This is a genomic window from Citrobacter freundii complex sp. 2025EL-00176, assembly GCF_053309355.1.
Genome location: NZ_JBRYHT010000001.1, coordinates 40,007 through 59,338 on the forward strand (window position 1 = coordinate 40,007; position 19,332 = coordinate 59,338).

17 protein-coding genes and 1 pseudogene are annotated in these 19,332 nt (G+C 53.1%); 14 read left to right on the forward strand and 4 right to left on the reverse strand.

Going from position 1 to position 19,332, the window contains the following annotated elements; translation table 11 throughout:
• Positions 1-12 precede the first annotated feature (12 nt).
• The 4 genes from ACVXHP_RS00210 to nei are packed head-to-tail and all read left to right on the forward strand — an operon-like array spanning position 13 to position 3,187.
• Positions 13-735, forward strand: coding sequence for a DUF969 domain-containing protein (locus ACVXHP_RS00210; protein ID WP_023185317.1), 723 nt, complete (start codon positions 13-15; stop codon positions 733-735).
• Positions 732-1,727, forward strand: coding sequence for a DUF979 domain-containing protein (locus tag ACVXHP_RS00215; protein ID WP_200007272.1), 996 nt, complete (start codon positions 732-734; stop codon positions 1,725-1,727). The genes ACVXHP_RS00210 and ACVXHP_RS00215 overlap by 4 nt, the downstream gene beginning before the upstream one ends.
• 9 nt (positions 1,728-1,736) lie before the next feature.
• Positions 1,737-2,381: a pyroglutamyl-peptidase I gene (gene pcp, locus ACVXHP_RS00220; RefSeq protein ID WP_304697496.1), complete on the forward strand. Its 645-nt coding sequence runs from the start codon at positions 1,737-1,739 to the stop codon at positions 2,379-2,381.
• A gap of 14 nt (positions 2,382-2,395) precedes the next feature.
• Entirely contained in the window at positions 2,396-3,187 is a 792-nt protein-coding gene (gene nei, locus ACVXHP_RS00225) for an endonuclease VIII (protein WP_200007266.1), read from the forward strand.
• Here the strand turns inward: nei and ACVXHP_RS00230 are convergent.
• From ACVXHP_RS00230 to ACVXHP_RS00240, 3 genes and pseudogenes are all read right to left on the reverse strand, one after another.
• Complete coding sequence (locus ACVXHP_RS00230) at positions 3,184-4,230, reverse strand: AbrB family transcriptional regulator (protein WP_447570650.1); 1,047 nt, start codon at positions 4,228-4,230, stop codon at positions 3,184-3,186. The two genes, nei and ACVXHP_RS00230, sit on opposite strands and share 4 nt — an antisense overlap.
• Before the next feature lie 174 nt (positions 4,231-4,404).
• The gene (locus ACVXHP_RS00235; RefSeq protein ID WP_008784136.1) at positions 4,405-5,688 is read right to left on the reverse strand and encodes a citrate synthase; all 1,284 of its coding nucleotides are present in this window, start codon (positions 5,686-5,688) and stop codon (positions 4,405-4,407) included.
• A 203-nt stretch (positions 5,689-5,891) separates the two neighbouring features.
• Positions 5,892-6,002: pseudogene (locus ACVXHP_RS00240) on the reverse strand (hypothetical protein).
• Between the two features lie 383 nt (positions 6,003-6,385).
• Here ACVXHP_RS00240 and sdhC point away from each other — a divergent pair.
• The 9 genes from sdhC (at position 6,386) to ACVXHP_RS00285 (ending at position 17,179) form a co-directional block, all read left to right on the forward strand.
• On the forward strand, positions 6,386-6,790 hold the full coding sequence (sdhC, locus tag ACVXHP_RS00245; protein WP_042309715.1) for a succinate dehydrogenase cytochrome b556 subunit: 405 nt from the start codon (positions 6,386-6,388) through the stop codon (positions 6,788-6,790).
• Positions 6,784-7,131: a succinate dehydrogenase membrane anchor subunit gene (sdhD, locus tag ACVXHP_RS00250; RefSeq protein WP_316130761.1), complete on the forward strand. Its 348-nt coding sequence runs from the start codon at positions 6,784-6,786 to the stop codon at positions 7,129-7,131. The genes sdhC and sdhD overlap by 7 nt, the downstream gene beginning before the upstream one ends.
• A complete protein-coding gene (sdhA, locus tag ACVXHP_RS00255) occupies positions 7,131-8,897 on the forward strand; it encodes a succinate dehydrogenase flavoprotein subunit (RefSeq protein ID WP_003022919.1) in 1,767 nt (588 codons plus the stop codon). The genes sdhD and sdhA overlap by 1 nt, the downstream gene beginning before the upstream one ends.
• A gap of 15 nt (positions 8,898-8,912) precedes the next feature.
• Entirely contained in the window at positions 8,913-9,629 is a 717-nt protein-coding gene (sdhB, locus tag ACVXHP_RS00260) for a succinate dehydrogenase iron-sulfur subunit SdhB (protein WP_447570651.1), read from the forward strand.
• 266 nt (positions 9,630-9,895) lie between these two features.
• On the forward strand, positions 9,896-12,697 hold the full coding sequence (sucA, locus tag ACVXHP_RS00265) for a 2-oxoglutarate dehydrogenase E1 component (protein WP_151224956.1): 2,802 nt from the start codon (positions 9,896-9,898) through the stop codon (positions 12,695-12,697).
• Between the two features lie 14 nt (positions 12,698-12,711).
• On the forward strand, positions 12,712-13,935 hold the full coding sequence (gene odhB / locus ACVXHP_RS00270; protein WP_200007257.1) for a 2-oxoglutarate dehydrogenase complex dihydrolipoyllysine-residue succinyltransferase: 1,224 nt from the start codon (positions 12,712-12,714) through the stop codon (positions 13,933-13,935).
• Between the two features lie 91 nt (positions 13,936-14,026).
• On the forward strand, positions 14,027-15,193 hold the full coding sequence (gene sucC, locus ACVXHP_RS00275) for an ADP-forming succinate--CoA ligase subunit beta (RefSeq protein WP_038638897.1): 1,167 nt from the start codon (positions 14,027-14,029) through the stop codon (positions 15,191-15,193).
• A complete protein-coding gene (gene sucD / locus ACVXHP_RS00280) occupies positions 15,193-16,062 on the forward strand; it encodes a succinate--CoA ligase subunit alpha (RefSeq protein ID WP_003022929.1) in 870 nt (289 codons plus the stop codon). The genes sucC and sucD overlap by 1 nt, the downstream gene beginning before the upstream one ends.
• Positions 16,063-16,288: 226 nt before the next feature.
• The gene (locus tag ACVXHP_RS00285) at positions 16,289-17,179 is read left to right on the forward strand and encodes a PocR ligand-binding domain-containing protein (protein WP_447570652.1); all 891 of its coding nucleotides are present in this window, start codon (positions 16,289-16,291) and stop codon (positions 17,177-17,179) included.
• Here ACVXHP_RS00285 and cobA read toward each other — a convergent pair.
• Entirely contained in the window at positions 17,158-17,946 is a 789-nt protein-coding gene (gene cobA / locus ACVXHP_RS00290) for a uroporphyrinogen-III C-methyltransferase (RefSeq protein ID WP_447570653.1), read from the reverse strand. The two genes, ACVXHP_RS00285 and cobA, sit on opposite strands and share 22 nt — an antisense overlap.
• A 405-nt stretch (positions 17,947-18,351) precedes the next feature.
• On the opposite strand from cobA, the gene ACVXHP_RS00295 reads away from it, so the two are divergent.
• Complete coding sequence (locus ACVXHP_RS00295; RefSeq protein ID WP_200007246.1) at positions 18,352-19,254, forward strand: LysR family transcriptional regulator; 903 nt, start codon at positions 18,352-18,354, stop codon at positions 19,252-19,254.
• Positions 19,255-19,332: the final 78 nt, after the last annotated feature.

Sequence of the window (19,332 nt, forward strand, 5' to 3'; positions counted from 1 at the left end):
AGGGATTAAATTATGGGAGAGGCTATTTCTCTCTGGCCATTGACGGGGATCGCCGTCATTGTGGTCGGATTTCTTTTACGTTTTAACCCGGTACTGGTGGTCATTATTGCCGGGATCGTCACCGGACTGGCGGCGCATATGCCAATCGCTACCATTCTCGAAAAGCTGGGTGAGGGATTTCTCAACACCCGCAACCTGCCGTTTATCCTGCTGATCCCACTGGCGGTTATTGGCCTGCTGGAGCGTCACGGACTCAAAGAGCGCGCTCAGGCGTGGATTGCCAAAATCCGCAGCGCCACCAGCGGCCGTCTGCTTATTGTCTATCTGTTTATTCGTGAGGCGACCGCTGCCTTAGGGTTGACCAGCCTGGGGGGACATCCGCAGATGGTGCGTCCGCTGCTGGCGCCAATGGCGGAAGGGGCCGCTGAGAAAAACCACGGTGAGATACCGGGGGCGGTTCGTTATCGTCTGCGCGCCATGTCTGCCGCGACCGATAACGTCGGGCTGTTTTTCGGTGAAGATATCTTTGTAGCCTTCGGCGCGATCATATTCATGCACAACTTTATGCTGGAGTCAGGTGGGATCCAGACCGAACCGCTGCATATCGCCCTGTGGGGGATCCCGACGGCAATTTGCGCCTTCCTGATCCACGGCACGCGTCTGTGGCGGCTGGACAGTTATCTGCAGCGTGAAGTGGCGAAAGCGAATGCCGCAGCACAAGGAGAAGCGAAATGAATTTTCAGCAAAGCTATCTCTACTGGCTGGCAGGTGCGGTATTACTGATTGTGGCGCTGATGTCCTGGCGGGATAAAGCTAACCCGCGTCGCTTAACCACAGGCCTGTTTTGGGGCCTGTACGGCGTTCTCTTTCTGCTTGGCGACTGGACATACTCGCTGTTTGGCGATAAACGCGCGGTGCATATTGCCGTCGGCGTTGCGGTGGTGGTACTGGCCCTGATCGCCGGTTTCGGTGGCGTAAAGCTGGGAAGCTACCATCAACGGACGCCGCAACAGCGTGAAGAGAGCGCCAGTCGGTTGGGTAACCGCTTGTTTTTTCCGGCGCTGGCGATCCCGGTGGTAACAGTTATCGGTGTACTCATGTTCAACCATATTCCGGGCTTACAGGATGCGCTGTTTGGACCGGGTAATCACGCCACATTGGTGACGCTTTTCTCTATGACCGCAGGCTCGTTGATTGGTCTGGCGATGGCGATAAAAATGACCCATGAGCGGGTGCATCAGCCGATTCAGGAGGCACGCCGACTGCTGGACTCCATCGGTTGGGCATTCATCCTGCCGCAGATTCTGGCTACTCTCGGCCTGTTGTTCACTGCGGCGGGCGTCGGCAGCGGTATATCCTGGCTGACGCAAGAATACCTGGCGGTGGATAGCCGCTTTATCGCGGTGGCGGTGTACACCATTGGTATGGCCTTGTTGACGATGGTGATGGGCAATGCGTTTGCCGCTTTCCCGATTGTGACCGCTGGAATCGGTATTCCGATCCTCGTATTACAACACGGTGGTAATCCGGCGGTGATGGCAGCGATTGGTATGTTCTCCGGGTATTGCGGAACGTTGATGACGCCAATGGCGGCGAACTTCAATATTGTGCCTGCGGCGTTGCTGGAGCTACCGGACAAAAATGCGGTGATTAAAGCGCAGGTGCCAACGGGCATACTGCTGCTGTTGGTCAACGTATTCCTGATGTATTTCCTGATGTTCCTGTAAGGAGAAAGGATGAAAACAGTACTCATCACGGGATTTGAACCCTTTGGCGGCGAGTCAGTTAACCCTTCCTGGGAAGTGGTCTCGGGGCTCGACAATGCTATCATCGGCGGATGCCGGGTCGTTGCCCGCCAGTTGCCGTGCGTATTTGGCGAGTCTCTCGCCGTACTCAATGCCGCAATTGACGCATTGTCGCCATCGCTGGTGCTGGCGGTGGGTCAGGCGGGTGGCCGAACGGATATCACCGTGGAACGCGTGGCGATCAACGTTGACGATGCGCGGATTGCGGATAACCTTGGTCAACAGCCGATTGATGTACCGATTGTGGCCGATGGCCCTGCGGCGTGGTTTAGCACATTGCCGATCAAAGCGATGGTTGTCGCCATGCGCAACGCGGGAATTCCGGCCTCGGTTTCTCAGACGGCGGGCACCTTCGTGTGTAACCACGTGATGTATGGCCTGCTGCATAAATTGCGTGATGCTCCGGCAGTGAAGGGCGGTTTTATTCATATCCCTTATTTGCCGCAGCAGGCCGCACAGCATCCTGGGGCGCCAAGCATGGCGGCTGAAACGGTGCGGCGTGCGCTTGAGGTCGCGATTGCCACTGCATTGCAGGTGGATAGCGATATCGCTATGACGGGCGGCGCAACCCATTAACAAAGGACAGAATTATGCCTGAAGGCCCGGAGATCCGCCGTGCGGCGGATACCCTGGAGGCGGCAGTCAAAGGCAAACCCCTGACGGATGTCTGGTTTGCCTTTGAGCAGTTAAAACCGTATCAATCCCAACTGATCGGGCAGAGTATTACCCAGCTTGAAACGCGGGGTAAAGCTTTGCTGACCCATTTTTCCAATGGCCTGACACTGTACAGCCACAATCAGCTTTACGGCGTGTGGCGAGTGGTCGATACCGGCAACATGCCGCAAACCACGCGGGTGCTACGCGTCAGGCTGCAAACAGAGGATAAAACTATCCTGCTGTATAGCGCGTCTGACATCGAAATGCTGACGCCAGAGCAACTCACCACCCATCCATTTCTGCAACGGGTTGGACCGGATGTCCTGGATTTGCGTTTAACGCCTGCAGAGGTAAAAACGCGTCTGCTGTCACCCCGCTTTCGCAATCGCCAGTTTTCCGGTCTGTTGTTGGATCAGGCGTTTCTGGCGGGATTAGGTAACTATCTACGGGTAGAAATTCTCTGGCAGGTGGGGTTGACCGGTCAGCATAAAGCGTCACAGCTTAGCGATGAACGGTTGGATGCGCTGGCGCAAGCGTTGCTTGATATTCCTCGCCTGTCGTATAACACTCGTGGCCAGGTCGATGACAATAAGCACCACGGCGCGCTGTTTCGCTTTAAGGTCTTTCACCGGGACGGCGAAGCCTGTGAGCGCTGCGGTGGAATTATCGAGAAAACGACACTCTCTTCGCGACCCTTTTACTGGTGTCCGGGCTGCCAGCATTAGGTGGGCTGTCTTGGTGCATGCGCTGAAATAAAACGCGCCACTGCCGGACCGGTCAATAAAATACTGAACAACCGCAGGGTTTGCATCGCCATGATTAGCGCCATGTCGGCGTGGCTGCCTGCGGCAATTACCGCGACGGAATCCACTCCGCCAGGACTGGTCGCCAGATAGGCGGTGAGAAAGTCGATTTGCATGTAATGCGCCAGACCCCAGGCCATAGCGGCACAAATCGCCATCAGTGAAAAAATGGACAACAATATTTGCGGCAGGGGCCGTAGCGCCATCAAAAAAATCTGCTTGTCAAAGCCGAGGCCGATTTGCCAGCCAATCGCCATATAGGCTATCGCCAGTAGCCATTCCGGCAGTTCAATTACCATTACACCGCCTGCGTTCAGCAATGCACCCGCCAGCATGGGCAGCAACATCACGCCAGAGGGGATACGCAGTAAGCGCCCGGCTGTACCGGCAACAGCGGCCAGCAGGATGGTACTTAACAGATTAAGACTCAGCGGTGGAAACCAGACGATTTGCTGGCCGACCGTTTGCGCCTGTTCGCCCATGACTAGTCGGGTGACCAGCGCGGCAGCGCCGACCACCAGCAGTACGCGCAAGTACTGCATAAACGCTACCAGGCGGATATCAGCGCCATAATCCTGCGCCATCGCAACCATCGCGGCGGCCCCGCCAGGCGAGGAACCCCACGCGCCGGTGTTCCCCGGTAGATTGCTGTAGCGAACCAGCAGCCAGCCGATTACCGCGCTGCTAATCAGGGTTGCCAGCAGGATGACAATCACCATCGGCCAGTGTGCCGCAAGTGTCGTTAAAATGGAACCGGTGAGGTTTTGCGCAATCATGCAGCCGAGAATGGCCTGAGCGGCAAGAAATGTGCAGCGGGGAGGGTGCAGGGAGATCCCGCGCATACTGAAAATGATACCGACGATCATCGAGCCGAGCAGCAATGCGCCAGGAAGATGTATCAACAGAAAGAACAGGGAAAGAAGGAGTGATAGCAGAAATAGCAGGCTCCACTGCAAAACAGGCATCCCATGCTCCTGAGTGAAATGAGGAAGATCTCAGTAAATCATAGAGAAAACGTGATGAGAATAAAATAATGTGGGTCAAGAAAAAACAGGCCGGACAGAGGTATTAACACCCTGTCCGGCCTGGAAGATTCAAGGTAGTAGGCCGGACAGGCGAGAGCGCTATCCGGCAGACAATTAACGCTTAATATCAGACTTAAAATCGCGCTTGTCGTAGCCGGTATACAGCTGACGAGGACGGGCGATTTTCATGCCGTCGGTGTGCATTTCGTTCCAGTGTGCAATCCAGCCAACGGTACGCGCCATGGCGAAGATCACGGTGAACATGGAGGACGGAATGCCCATCGCTTTCAGAATGATGCCGGAGTAGAAGTCTACGTTCGGGTAGAGTTTCTTCTCGATGAAGTACGGGTCGTTGAGCGCAATGTGCTCAAGCTCCATCGCCACTTCCAGCAGATCATCTTTAGTGCCGAGTTCTTTCAGCACTTCATGGCAAGTTTCACGCATCACGGTGGCGCGCGGGTCATAGTTTTTGTAAACACGGTGACCAAAGCCCATCAGGCGGAAAGAATCATTCTTGTCTTTCGCGCGGCGAACAAATTCTGGAATGTGTTTAACCGAGCTGATTTCTTCCAGCATTTTCAGCGCAGCTTCGTTGGCGCCGCCGTGTGCCGGTCCCCACAGGGAAGCAATACCAGCCGCGATGCAGGCAAACGGGTTAGCCCCTGAAGAGCCTGCGGTACGCACGGTAGAGGTTGAGGCATTCTGTTCGTGGTCAGCGTGCAGGATCAGGATGCGGTCCATGGCGCGTTCCAGGATTGGATTGACTTCGTATTTTTCGCACGGCGTGGAGAACATCATGTTCAGGAAGTTACCGGCGTAGGAGAGATCATTACGCGGGTACACGAACGGTTGCCCGATGGAGTATTTGTAACACATCGCTGCCATGGTCGGCATTTTGGACAGCAGACGGAAGGCGGCGATTTCACGGTGACGCGCATTATTTACGTCCAGCGAATCGTGATAGAACGCAGCCAGTGCCCCGGTGACACCGCACATAACGGCCATCGGGTGGGAGTCGCGGCGGAAACCGTGGAACAGACGCGTGATCTGCTCGTGAATCATGGTATGGCGAGTGACCGTGGTTTTGAACTCGTCGTACTCTTCCTGCGTCGGTTTTTCACCGTACAGCAGGATATAACACACTTCCAGATAGTTGGACTCGGTCGCCAACTGGTCAATCGGGAAGCCGCGATGCAGCAAAATGCCTTCATCACCATCGATGAACGTAATTTTGGATTCGCAGGATGCGGTAGAGGTGAAACCTGGGTCAAAAGTAAACATCCCCTTTGAGCCAAGGCTACGAATATCAATAACGTCCTGACCGAGCGTACCTTTCAGCACATCCAGTTCAATAGCAGCGTCACCATTTAGAGTGAGTTTTGCTTTAGTATCAGCCATTTACGGTCTCCTTAGCGCCTTATTACTTAAGACTGCGGAAGTCAGACTTGTTTTCGATACATCAATCAACCGTTACCAGTTTTTTATTCGGCTCGCCGCTCTGCGATAGAGGCGAAAACCAGGGTACAGAGCAATGGGCGCTTGCAGGTAAATCAGTTAACTCATGGTGAAATAGTAACAAATCAACAACTTAGCAATCCGAATTATTTAACCTGTCTATCACTAATAACTGTCCTGAAGGTATTGGTCAATACTTCCACACTGTTACATAACTAAATCTCCGGTGAAAGAGTGACCCCATAACTTTTACGCATTATATGCTTTTTCTGGTGTCGTTTGTAACAACTTTGTTTAATGATTGTCAAATCAGATGATTAAAAATTAAAATAATGTTGTTATCGTGACCTATGTCACTGTTCGGGATAAAACCCGACAAACTATATGTAGGTTAATTGTAATGATTTTGTGAACGTCCTATACTGCCGCCAGGTCTCCGGAATACCCTGCAATCCCGAGCCAACCAGCGTTGTAACGTGTCGTTTTAGCAACTGGAAGCAGTGTTTTATATGACGCGTAGTTATAGTAAGGACGCTGTCTGACCCGCAAGCAGACCGGAGGAAGGAAATCCCGGCGTCTTTCAGACTACAGAAGTCATCATCTTCTGTGCCCGAAGTCCAAAGGGAATAATAAGAACAGCATGTGGGCGTTATTCATGATAAGAAATGTGAAAAAACAAAGACCTGTCAATCTGGATCTGCAAACGATCCGGTTCCCAATCACGGCGATAGCGTCCATTCTCCATCGCGTATCCGGAGTGATCACCTTCGTGGCGGTCGGGATTCTGTTGTGGTTATTGGGTACCAGCCTTTCCTCCCCTGAAGGTTTCCTCACGGCGTCATCCATTATGAATAACTTCTTCGTGGAGTTAATTATGTGGGGGATCCTGATTGCGCTGGCCTATCACGCCGTAATGGGCATTCGCCATCTGTTGATGGATTTTGGCTATATCGAAGAAACCCTCGAAGCAGGGACACGCTCCGCCAAAATTTGTTTCGTTATCATTGTCGTGCTTTCACTTCTCGCAGGAGTCCTCGTATGGTAAGCAACGCCTCCGCATTAGGACGCAACGGCGTACATGACTTCATTCTGGTCCGTGCTACCGCTATCGTTCTGACGTTATACATCATCTATATGGTCGGCTTCTTCGCCACCAGCGGCGAGTTGACCTTTGATGCCTGGAGCGGTTTTTTCTCATCGGCATTCACCAAAGTCTTCACCCTGCTGGCACTTTTTTCCATCTTGATTCATGCCTGGATTGGCATGTGGCAGGTGTTGACCGACTACGTTAAACCTCTGGCTGTACGCCTGATTCTGCAACTGGCTATCGTCGTTGCGCTGGTGGTTTACGTCATTTATGGATTTGTTGTGGTGTGGGGTGTGTAATGAAACTGCCAGTCAGAGAATTTGATGCTGTTGTGATTGGTGCCGGTGGCGCAGGTATGCGCGCGGCGCTGCAAATTTCCCAGAGCGGCCAGACCTGTGCGCTGCTCTCTAAAGTGTTTCCAACCCGTTCCCATACCGTATCCGCGCAGGGTGGCATCACCGTGGCGCTCGGTAATACCCATGAAGATAACTGGGAATGGCACATGTACGACACCGTGAAAGGGTCGGACTACATTGGTGACCAGGACGCAATTGAATATATGTGTAAAACCGGCCCGGAAGCGATTCTGGAGCTGGACCATATGGGCCTGCCGTTCTCTCGTCTCGATAATGGCACCATTTATCAACGTCCGTTTGGCGGCCAGTCGAAGAACTTTGGCGGCGAGCAGGCGGCACGTACCGCAGCAGCAGCAGACCGTACCGGCCACGCGCTACTGCACACCCTGTATCAGCAGAACCTGAAAAATCACACCACCATTTTCTCCGAGTGGTATGCACTGGACCTGGTGAAGAATGCTGATGGCGCGATTGTCGGTTGTACCGCGCTGTGCATTGAAACCGGTGAAGTGGTTTACTTTAAAGCCCGCGCTACCGTGCTGGCGACCGGCGGCGCAGGTCGTATTTATCAGTCCACGACCAACGCTCATATCAATACCGGTGACGGCGTCGGTATGGCTATCCGCGCTGGCGTGCCGGTGCAGGATATGGAAATGTGGCAGTTCCACCCGACCGGTATCGCCGGCGCAGGCGTGCTGGTTACAGAAGGCTGTCGTGGTGAAGGTGGCTACCTGCTGAACAAACACGGCGAGCGCTTTATGGAGCGTTATGCCCCGAATGCGAAAGACCTGGCGGGTCGTGACGTGGTGGCGCGTTCCATCATGATCGAAATCCGTGAAGGTCGCGGCTGCGACGGCCCATGGGGTCCGCACGCCAAGCTGAAACTCGATCATCTGGGTAAAGAAGTTCTGGAGTCCCGTCTGCCGGGTATCCTCGAACTGTCACGTACCTTTGCCCACGTTGACCCGGTGAAAGAGCCGATCCCGGTAATTCCTACCTGCCACTATATGATGGGCGGTATCCCGACCAAAGTAACCGGTCAGGCGCTGACCGTGAACGAGCAGGGCGAAGATGTGGTGATTCCGGGGCTGTTTGCGGTAGGCGAAATCGCCTGCGTATCGGTTCACGGCGCCAACCGTCTGGGCGGCAACTCGCTGCTGGATCTGGTGGTCTTTGGTCGTGCGGTGGGCCTGCATCTGCAGGAATCTATAGCCGAGCAGGGCGACCTTCTGGATGCGACAGAAGATGAGATCGATGCTTCTCTGGCCCGTCTGAATCGCTGGAACGGCAACCGTAACGGCGAAGATCCGGTCGCCATTCGCAAAGCGCTGCAGGAATGTATGCAGCATAACTTCTCGGTATTCCGCGAAGGCGACGCGATGGCGAAAGGACTGGAAGAGCTGAAAGCGATTCGCGAGCGTCTGAAAAATGCCCGTCTGGATGATACCTCCAGTGAATTTAACACCCAGCGCGTTGAGTGTCTGGAGCTGGATAACCTGATGGAAACCGCGTACGCCACCGCAGTCTCTGCAAACTTCCGTACCGAAAGCCGTGGCGCGCATAGCCGCTTCGACTTCCCGGAACGTGATGATGAAAACTGGCTGTGCCATTCCCTGTACCTGCCAGAGTCGGAATCCATGACGCGACGTCAAGTCAATATGGAACCGAAGCTGCGCCCGGCATTCCCGCCGAAGATTCGTACTTATTAATGCGGAGACAGGACAATGAAACTCGAGTTTTCAGTTTATCGCTATAACCCGGATGTTGACGATGCTCCGCGCATGCAGAATTACACCCTGGAAGCGGAAGAAGGGCGCGACATGATGCTGCTGGATGCATTGATGCAGCTGAAAGAAAAAGATCCAAGCCTGTCGTTTCGTCGCTCCTGCCGTGAAGGGGTCTGCGGCTCCGACGGTCTGAACATGAACGGCAAAAATGGACTGGCCTGTATCACACCTATTTCTGCGCTGAATCAGCCGGGCAAGAAAATTGTCATTCGCCCGCTGCCGGGTTTACCGGTTGTGCGCGATTTGGTGGTAGACATGGGGCAATTCTACGCACAGTATGAGAAGATTAAGCCTTACTTGTTGAATAATGGGAAAAATCCACCGGCTCGCGAGCATTTACAAATGCCAGAGCAGCGTGAGAAGCTCGATGGGCTGTATGAATGTATTTTGTGCGCATGCTGCTCAACGTCCTGCCCATCATTCTGGTGGAACCCGGATAAGTTCATCGGTCCGGCAGGTCTGCTGGCTGCGTATCGCTTCCTGATTGACAGCCGCGATACCGAGACCGACAGCCGCCTGGAAGGTTTAAGTGACGCTTTCAGCGTATTCCGCTGTCACAGCATCATGAACTGCGTCAGCGTATGTCCTAAGGGGCTGAACCCGACGCGCGCCATTGGCCATATTAAGTCGATGCTGCTCAAGCGTAGTGCGTAAGTTGTTGTAGTGGGTGCCGGATGGCGACGTAAACGTCTTATCCGGCCTACAGGTACCATCCCGTAGGCCTGATAAGTGAAGCGCCATCAGGCAAATCGTTAATGCAGGAAACCTCTAAAAACTGCCACATGATTAGACAGTTTTTAAAGGTTCCTTAGCGGACGCAGATGACACGACAGTCCGCAACAAGTGAACCCCGGCACGCACATCGGTGTGCGTGGTAGTATCCACGGCGAAGTAAGCATACAAATGCTTAAGGGATCACGATGCAGAACAGCGCTTTGAAAGCCTGGTTGGACTCTTCTTACCTCTCTGGCTCGAACCAGAGCTGGATAGAACAGCTCTATGAAGACTTCTTAACCGACCCTGACTCGGTAGATGCTAACTGGCGTTCGACGTTCCAGCAGTTACCTGGCACCGGAGTCAAACCGGATCAACTCCACTCAAAAACACGTGATTATTTCCGTCGACAGGCGTTGATTACCCCACGTTACTCTTCTTCTATTTCCGACCCTGATGCCAATGTGAAGCAGGTTAAAGTCCTGCAGCTCATTAACGCCTACCGTTTCCGCGGCCATCAACATGCGAATCTCGATCCGCTGGGACTGTGGCAACAAGAAAATGTGGCCGATCTGGATCCATCTTTCCACGATCTCACCGACGCTGATTTCCAGGAAAGCTTTAACGTAGGTTCTTTTGCCGGCGGCAAAGACACCATGAAGCTGAGCGACCTGGTTGTTGCGCTGAAACAAACCTACTGCGGCCCGATTGGCGCCGAGTATATGCACATCACCAGCACCGAAGAAAAACGCTGGCTTCAACAGCGCATCGAGTCTGGCCGCGCCGCGTTTAGTAGCGAAGAGAAAAAACGCTTCCTCAGCGAACTGACCGCAGCTGAAGGTCTGGAGCGTTATCTGGGCGCGAAGTTCCCGGGTGCGAAACGTTTCTCGCTGGAAGGCGGTGATGCGTTAATCCCGATGCTGAAAGAGATGATTCGCCACGCAGGTAACAGCGGTACGCGTGAAGTGGTGCTGGGCATGGCGCACCGTGGTCGTCTGAACGTTCTGGTGAACGTACTGGGCAAAAAGCCGCAGGATCTGTTCGACGAATTCGCGGGCAAACACAAAGAACATCTCGGCACTGGCGACGTGAAGTACCACATGGGCTTCTCATCGGATATCGAAACCGAAGGCGGTCTGGTACACCTGGCGCTGGCGTTTAACCCGTCGCACCTGGAAATTGTTAGCCCGGTGGTTATCGGTTCCGTCCGTGCGCGTCTGGATCGTCTGGACGAGCCGAGCAGCAATAAAGTCCTGCCTATCACCATTCATGGCGATGCGGCAGTCACCGGACAGGGCGTGGTTCAGGAAACCCTGAACATGTCAAAAGCGCGTGGTTACGAAGTGGGCGGTACCGTTCGCATCGTTATTAACAACCAGGTGGGTTTCACTACCTCTAACCCGTTGGATGCGCGTTCTACCCCGTACTGCACCGACATCGGCAAGATGGTTCAGGCGCCGATTTTCCACGTCAATGCGGATGACCCGGAAGCGGTCGCTTTCGTGACGCGCCTGGCGCTGGACTTCCGTAATACCTTCAAACGCGATGTCTTCATCGATCTGGTGTGCTACCGCCGTCACGGCCACAACGAAGCCGACGAGCCGAGCGCAACCCAGCCGCTGATGTATCAGAAAATCAAAAAGCATCCGACCCCGCGCAAAATCTACGCTGACAAGCTGGAAGCGGATAAAGTCGCCACGCTGGAAGATGCGACCGAAATGGTCAACCTGTATCGCGATGCGTTGGATGCTGGCGAGTGTGTAGTGAAAGAGTGGCGCCCTATGAACATGCACTCCTTCACCTGGTCGCCATACCTCAACCATGAATGGGACGAAAGCTACCCGAACAAAGTTGAGATGAAGCGTTTGCAGGAGCTGGCTAAACGCATCAGCACCGTCCCTGAAGCGGTTGAAATGCAGTCGCGCGTTGCCAAAATTTACGGCGATCGCCAGGCCATGGCCGCAGGCGAGAAGCTGTTCGACTGGGGTGGCGCAGAGAATCTGGCTTACGCCACGCTGGTTGACGAAGGCATTCCGGTTCGTCTGTCGGGCGAGGACTCCGGTCGCGGAACCTTCTTCCACCGTCACGCGGTCATTCATAACCAGGCGAACGGTTCAACCTACACCCCGCTGCAGCATGTGCATAACGGCCAGGGCACGTTCCGCGTATGGGACTCCGTACTGTCTGAAGAAGCAGTGCTGGCGTTTGAATACGGTTATGCCACGGCAGAACCGCGCACGCTGACCATCTGGGAAGCACAGTTCGGTGACTTCGCCAACGGTGCTCAAGTCGTCATCGACCAGTTCATCTCTTCTGGCGAGCAGAAATGGGGCCGTATGTGCGGTCTGGTGATGCTGCTGCCGCACGGCTACGAAGGCCAGGGTCCGGAGCACTCCTCCGCGCGTCTGGAACGTTATCTGCAACTTTGCGCTGAGCAAAACATGCAGGTTTGCGTCCCGTCCACCCCGGCACAGGTATACCACATGCTGCGTCGTCAGGCGCTGCGCGGTATGCGCCGTCCGCTGGTGGTGATGTCACCGAAGTCGCTGCTGCGTCATCCGCTGGCGGTGTCTACGCTGGACGAACTGGCAAATGGCACCTTCCTGCCGGCCATTGGTGAAGTCGATGAACTTGATCCGAAAGGCGTGAAGCGTGTCGTGATGTGTTCTGGTAAGGTTTATTACGACCTGCTGGAGCAACGCCGCAAGAACGACCAAAAAGATGTTGCCATTGTGCGCATCGAACAGCTCTATCCGTTCCCGCATAAAGCGGTGCAGGAAGCGCTGAAACCATTTGCTCACGTACATGATTTTGTCTGGTGCCAGGAAGAGCCGCTCAACCAGGGCGCATGGTACTGCAGTCAGCATCATTTCCGTGAAGTGATTCCATTTGGGTCCGCTCTGCGTTATGCAGGTCGCCCGGCCTCTGCCTCTCCGGCAGTAGGGTATATGTCCGTTCACCAGAAACAGCAACAAGATCTGGTTAATGACGCGCTGAACGTCGATTAAATAAAGGATAAATAATGAGTAGCGTAGATATTCTTGTTCCCGACCTGCCTGAATCCGTAGCGGATGCAACGGTTGCAACCTGGCACAAAAAACCGGGCGATGCAGTACGTCGTGATGAAGTACTGGTAGAAATCGAAACTGACAAAGTGGTACTGGAAGTACCGGCATCAGCGGACGGTATCCTTGATGCGGTTCTGGAAGATGAAGGAACAACCGTTACCTCTCGCCAGATCCTCGGTCGCCTGCGTGAAGGCAACAGCGCGGGTAAAGAGACCAGCGCCAAGTCTGAAGAGAAAGATTCTACTCCGGCACAGCGCCAGCAGGCGTCGCTTGCTGAGCAGAACAACGATGCCCTGAGCCCGGCGATCCGTCGCCTGCTCGGTGAACATAACCTCGAAGCCAGCGCCATCAAAGGCACTGGCGTCGGTGGCCGCATCACCCGTGAAGATGTTGAAAAGCATCTGGCCAAAGCGCCGGCAGCAAAATCCGAAGCCAAAGCGCCAGCAGCCGCGCCTGCGCCTCAGCCTCAACTGGGTGCGCGTGGCGAAAAACGTGTGCCAATGACCCGTCTGCGCAAACGCGTAGCCGAGCGTCTGCTGGAAGCGAAAAACTCCACCGCCATGCTGACGACGTTCAACGAAGTCAACATGAAGCCGATTATGGACCTGCGTAAGCAATACGGTGATGCGTTCGAAAAACGTCACGGTATCCGTCTGGGCTTTATGTCGTTCTACGTGAAAGCGGTGGTTGAAGCGCTGAAACGCTATCCGGAAGTCAACGCCTCTATCGATGGCGATGACGTGGTGTACCACAACTACTTTGATGTCAGCATGGCGGTCTCCACGCCGCGCGGCCTGGTAACGCCGGTCCTGCGTGATGTGGATCTGCTGGGTATGGCTGACATTGAGAAGAACATTAAAGAGCTGGCAGTAAAAGGTCGCGACGGCAAGTTGACGGTTGAAGATCTGACGGGCGGTAACTTCACCATCACTAACGGCGGTGTGTTCGGTTCCCTGATGTCTACGCCGATTATCAACCCACCGCAGAGCGCCATCCTGGGTATGCATGCCATTAAAGATCGTCCGATGGCGGTAGACGGCAAGGTTGAAATTCTGCCGATGATGTATCTGGCGCTGTCTTATGACCACCGTCTGATCGATGGTCGTGAGTCAGTAGGCTTCCTGGTAACCATTAAAGAGTTGCTGGAAGATCCAACGCGTCTGCTGCTGGACGTGTAACGATAAAGAGTATCACCTGCCCCGTAGGTCTGGACGCCTTATCAGGCCTACGGGTAAAAGATAACGATTACCTGAAGGATGGACAGAACACATGAACTTACATGAATATCAGGCAAAACAACTTTTTGCCCGCTATGGCTTACCGGCACCGGTGGGTTATGCCTGTAATACTCCGCGTGAAGCTGAAGAAGCCGCATCTAAAATCGGCGCAGGCCCGTGGGTAGTGAAATGTCAGGTTCACGCTGGTGGCCGTGGTAAAGCGGGCGGTGTGAAGGTTGTTAACAGCAAAGAAGACATTCGCGCTTTTGCTGAGCACTGGCTGGGGAAACGTCTGGTGACTTACCAGACAGACGCTAATGGCCAACCGGTAAATCAGATTCTGGTTGAAGCGGCGACCGATATCGGTAAAGAACTTTACCTCGGCGCAGTGGTAGACCGTAGTTCCCGTCGCGTGGTCTTTATGGCCTCTACCGAAGGCGGCGTGGAAATTGAAAAAGTGGCGGAAGAAACCCCGCACCTGATCCACAAAGTGGCGCTGGATCCGCTGGCAGGTCCGATGCCTTACCAGGGGCGCGAGCTGGCGTTCAAACTGGGTCTGGAAGGGAAACAGGTTCAGCAGTTCACCAAGATCTTCATGGGTCTGGCAACTATCTTCCTGGAGCGCGATCTGGCGCTGATCGAAATCAACCCGCTGGTGGTGACCAAGCAGGGCGACCTGATCTGCCTCGACGGCAAACTGGGCGCTGACGGCAACGCGCTGTTCCGCCAGGCTGACCTGCGCGAAATGCGCGACCAGTCGCAGGAAGATCCGCGTGAAGCGCAGGCGGCACAGTGGGAACTGAACTACGTTGCGCTGGACGGCAACATCGGCTGCATGGTTAACGGCGCGGGCCTGGCAATGGGCACCATGGACATCGTTAAGCTGCACGGCGGCGAACCGGCTAACTTCCTCGACGTGGGCGGCGGCGCGACTAAAGAGCGCGTGACCGAAGCGTTCAAAATCATCCTCTCCGATGACAATGTAAAAGCCGTACTGGTTAACATCTTCGGCGGTATCGTACGCTGCGACCTGATCGCTGACGGTATCATCGGCGCGGTAGCGGAAGTGGGCGTTAATGTACCGGTTGTCGTTCGTCTGGAAGGCAACAACGCCGAACTCGGCGCGAAAAAACTGGCTGATAGCGGCCTGAATATTATTGCAGCGAAAAGTCTGACGGATGCAGCTCAGCAGGTTGTTGCCGCAGTGGAGGGAAAATAATGTCAGTTTTAATTAATAAAGATACCAAGGTTATCTGCCAGGGCTTCACCGGTAGCCAGGGGACATTCCACTCCGAACAGGCGATTGCTTACGGTACGCAAATGGTTGGCGGTGTAACGCCAGGTAAAGGCGGCACTACTCACCTGGGTCTGCCGGTGTTCAACACCGTGCGTGAAGCGGTAGAAGCAACTGGCGCAACCGCCACCGTTATCTACGTTCCGGCACCGTTCTGCAAAGACTCCATTCTGGAAGCGATCGACGCAGGCATCAAACTGATTATCACCATCACCGAAGGTATCCCGACGCTGGATATGCTGACCGTGAAGGTGAAGCTGGACGAAGCGGGCGTACGCATGATCGGCCCGAACTGCCCAGGCGTGATCACCCCGGGCGAATGCAAAATCGGCATTATGCCGGGCCACATTCACAAACCGGGCAAAGTGGGTATCGTTTCCCGTTCCGGTACGCTGACCTATGAAGCGGTTAAGCAGACCACCGACTACGGTTTCGGCCAGTCCACCTGTGTCGGCATCGGCGGCGACCCGATTCCGGGCTCTAACTTCATCGACATTCTGAAGCTGTTCCAGGAAGATCCGCAGACTGAAGCGATCGTGATGATCGGCGAGATCGGCGGTAGCGCGGAAGAAGAAGCGGCGGCGTACATTAAAGATCACGTCACCAAGCCGGTTGTCGGTTATATCGCGGGCGTCACCGCGCCGAAAGGCAAACGTATGGGCCACGCCGGTGCGATCATCGCCGGTGGTAAAGGTACCGCAGACGAGAAATTCGCGGCTCTGGAAGCTGCTGGCGTGAAAACCGTTCGCAGCCTGGCCGATATCGGCGAAGCGCTGAAAACCGTTATTAAGTAAGAAGTAAAAAAACAGCCCTGACTATCTGCATGGTCAAGGGCTGGTTCCGTTTCGACATGGTTGGCCATCTGATGATGGCCTTTTTTATTTTCTGCCGTCTACTCTCTTGCGATTCGATCATAATCATATTCATAAATGAGATTATTTTTTGCGGTCAGCATCATTCTTTCTCGCGGTTAAATTCTGCATATTACCGGCTTTAATATCATGAGAGCCGGAGGATAGCGTGCTGCTGAAAATCCAGAATGACTATTTACACAGTTTTTTCTCGATAGCCGAAGTATTCTCCCGTGCGACCGGGTTAGCCACGGTCGTGATTGATATTCACGGCAAGGCACTGTCGGATTATCATAATTTTAATTCATTCTGCACATTAATGCGGGCGAATGAACGGTATCGTGCAGGTTGCGAAAAATGCGATAAGCAGTGTGCTTTTGCGGGGTTAAAACAGCTTAAGCCCAGGATACTCACCTGTCATGCAGGGTTAAGTTTGTTTTCGATGCCCATAATTGATGAAGGGCATCTTTATGGTTTTATTGTTTGCGGACAGGTCCGGTCAAAGTATCAGGAATATAAAACTATCGTTATTGATAATAAATATTCATGGATGGATGACCCGAAAATAAAGGCCGAATGGGGTCAGGTAGCGGTAGTAGATAATAATACGCTGGTGGCGTCGGCTAATTTGTTAAGTTTTATTGTTGATAATTTTGAGCAAGCGCCACAATCCGATCAGATATCAGCCCCGCCGACCAGCTACGTTCGTCATTATTTCACTGAACCTTCTCGCCATGAGAAAAAGCTTCTGGCGGCACTGCGTTATATTGATGAAAATCTGTATGGTGAGTTATCCCTGGAATCCGTCGCGGCACATGTGTGCTTAAGTGCGAACTATTTCAGCCGATTTTTTAAGAAGCGGCAGGGCGTTAATTTTAAAACCTGGGTGAATCAGAAAAAAATGCAAAAAGCGGGGGAGTTGTTGCACGATCCCGTGCACTCAATAGACAGCATTGCCCGGAAACTTCAATACGCGCAAACCAGCTACTTTTGCCGCGTTTTCAGGGCGGCGCATCAAACGTCGCCCCAGTCTTTTCGTCATGCCAGACTTTCGCAGTAAAGGTCTTCTGGCAAGGTGAGGGCTTCGGGTATAAAAGAGAGTCGATCGCTCAGGGTCACCACCCCACCAATAACGATCAGCGCAGGCGGAGCAATGTTAGCTTCCTGCGCTTTGCTCAGTAATGAACCAAGCGTACAGGTTAGTCGGCGTTGATTCTCCCGGGTGGCGGACATAATGAGCGCGGCGGGTGTATCTGCTGATTTACCGCCCATCAACAGCTCTTCGCAAATAAACGCCAGATTGGCAATACCCATGACGATAACCAGCGTGCCATTTAGCTTCGCCAGTTGACGCCAGTCCTGCTGCTGGTTGCCTTCCCGCGTATGGCCTGTCACCACGTGAAAACCGGAGGCGAAATCGCGATGCGTCACCGGGATCCCGGCATAGGTCAGGCCGCCAATGGTAGAACTGATACCCGGCACAACTTCAAATGGGATACCCGTTTCAACAAGATCCTCAACTTCTTCGGCCCCACGACCAAACACATAAGGATCGCCCCCTTTCAGGCGTACGATGTTGCTATGTGTTTGGGCATACTGGACCAGTAATGCGTTAATTTCATCCTGAGGAACACAATGAAAGCCTGGATTTTTGCCGACATTGATAAGCAGGCAATCAGGTAATGCCCATTCCAAAATTTTAGGATTGACCAGCCGATCGTAAATAATGACATCAGCCTGTTTAATGCACATCATCGCTTTGAGGGTGAGCAATGAAATATCACCGGGACCTGCTCCAACGAGCCAGACCTTTCCGAAAGTTTTCACATTGTGTCCTTTATCACGTCTAACAAAAAAAGGCAGAAACTACATCAAGGAATGATTAAAAGCAGTCGTTTGCCCGTAAGTTATAACGTGAAATTATCTAAAATTATTGCATGGATAATATTGATTAATCTCGCAAAGTTTTTTCTGCAATAAACAAGTTAACTTGAAAAATTATTAAGAACTTATTGGCACTATTTGCATAGGTTTAACCTTATTTAAATTGTGTTTATTGTTGTGCTTGAGTATTATTGGTTAATATTTATCCGCCATCAGTATGAGTAAATCATGGATTGGATCAATGACATCAATGGATGAAATAAAATATAACTCTCGATGCTTATCTGGGTGTCTTGAATTATTTTTTATAAATTAAACTATTTTTGTACGCTGCATATGGAAGAGGTTATGAGAGGAAAAATACCGAAGACGGAGTTGCTGGTAACTTTTGAAGTTGTTGCGCGTCACGAAAGTTATACCCGGGCTGCTGAAGAGCTGGCTTTAACACAAAGTGCTGTTTTCCGCCAGGTGAATGCATTGGAGGATTTTCTAAATACCTCGCTATTTAATCATGCCAAGAAACGCATTTTTTTAAATGCGGCAGGTAAACATTATTTAAGTATCGTTAAAGAAACGTTAAATAAACTCGAGCGAGATACGACGACGATAATGACCTGGCAGCCGACGGTGCAGGTTATTGAGCTGGCGGTGAATCCGACATTCAGCACGCATTGGCTGATCCCGAACCTGCGCGAGTTCAATAAACTCAATCCGGATATTATCGTCAATATCCATTCGCTGGCGAATATTGGTGATTTTCTCAATCGGGAGTATGACGCGGCAATCATGCGTGAAGATTTCTACTCACCGTGGTCGTGCGTAGAGTACCTGTTTGAAGAGGAAATCTTGCCGGTATGCAGCCGCTGCTTGCTGGCCGAACCGGATCGGAAACTGGCGGTCGAGGAGTTGCTGAACGAATTCCCGCTTTTGCACCAAAGCACGCGTATCAAAGGCTGGCAGGAATGGTTTGCGCTGTCCGATGTCAGCAGCCCACTGGTCAATAAAGGTCCAAGATTTGATCTGTTGTCGATGCTGATTGCGGCGGTTCGCTCTAATTTGGGCGTGGCATTGCTTCCTCGTTTTGCCATTCAGCACGATCTGGACAGCGGTGATATGGTCATTCCTTGCGATGTCCCGATGCGTACCGGGAACCGTTTCATCATGACGTGGCGTGAAGAGAAAGCGGAATCTGTGCATTTACAGATCTTCCGGGACTGGCTGCTGAATAAATCTGTGGTATCGCCTGCCTGATGGTACCGTGCGACTTGTCAGGCCTGCAAAGAACGGTAGGCCGGATAAGACGCCAGCGCGTCGTTATCCGGCAAAAGA

Excerpts from the sequence above, each read along its gene's own strand:
- ACVXHP_RS00210 (WP_023185317.1), top strand. The coding sequence starts at position 13 with ATGGGAGAGGCTATTTCTCTCTGGCCATTGACGGGGATCGCCGTCATT.
- ACVXHP_RS00215 (WP_200007272.1), top strand. The coding sequence starts at position 732 with ATGAATTTTCAGCAAAGCTATCTCTACTGGCTGGCAGGTGCGGTATTA.
- pcp (WP_304697496.1), top strand. The coding sequence starts at position 1,737 with ATGAAAACAGTACTCATCACGGGATTTGAACCCTTTGGCGGCGAGTCA.
- nei (WP_200007266.1), top strand. The coding sequence starts at position 2,396 with ATGCCTGAAGGCCCGGAGATCCGCCGTGCGGCGGATACCCTGGAGGCG.
- ACVXHP_RS00230 (WP_447570650.1), bottom strand. The coding sequence starts at position 4,230 with ATGCCTGTTTTGCAGTGGAGCCTGCTATTTCTGCTATCACTCCTTCTT.
- ACVXHP_RS00235 (WP_008784136.1), bottom strand. The coding sequence starts at position 5,688 with ATGGCTGATACTAAAGCAAAACTCACTCTAAATGGTGACGCTGCTATT.
- sdhC (WP_042309715.1), top strand. The coding sequence starts at position 6,386 with ATGTGGGCGTTATTCATGATAAGAAATGTGAAAAAACAAAGACCTGTC.
- sdhD (WP_316130761.1), top strand. The coding sequence starts at position 6,784 with ATGGTAAGCAACGCCTCCGCATTAGGACGCAACGGCGTACATGACTTC.
- sdhA (WP_003022919.1), top strand. The coding sequence starts at position 7,131 with ATGAAACTGCCAGTCAGAGAATTTGATGCTGTTGTGATTGGTGCCGGT.
- sdhB (WP_447570651.1), top strand. The coding sequence starts at position 8,913 with ATGAAACTCGAGTTTTCAGTTTATCGCTATAACCCGGATGTTGACGAT.
- sucA (WP_151224956.1), top strand. The coding sequence starts at position 9,896 with ATGCAGAACAGCGCTTTGAAAGCCTGGTTGGACTCTTCTTACCTCTCT.
- odhB (WP_200007257.1), top strand. The coding sequence starts at position 12,712 with ATGAGTAGCGTAGATATTCTTGTTCCCGACCTGCCTGAATCCGTAGCG.
- sucC (WP_038638897.1), top strand. The coding sequence starts at position 14,027 with ATGAACTTACATGAATATCAGGCAAAACAACTTTTTGCCCGCTATGGC.
- sucD (WP_003022929.1), top strand. The coding sequence starts at position 15,193 with ATGTCAGTTTTAATTAATAAAGATACCAAGGTTATCTGCCAGGGCTTC.
- ACVXHP_RS00295 (WP_200007246.1), top strand. The coding sequence starts at position 18,352 with ATGAGAGGAAAAATACCGAAGACGGAGTTGCTGGTAACTTTTGAAGTT.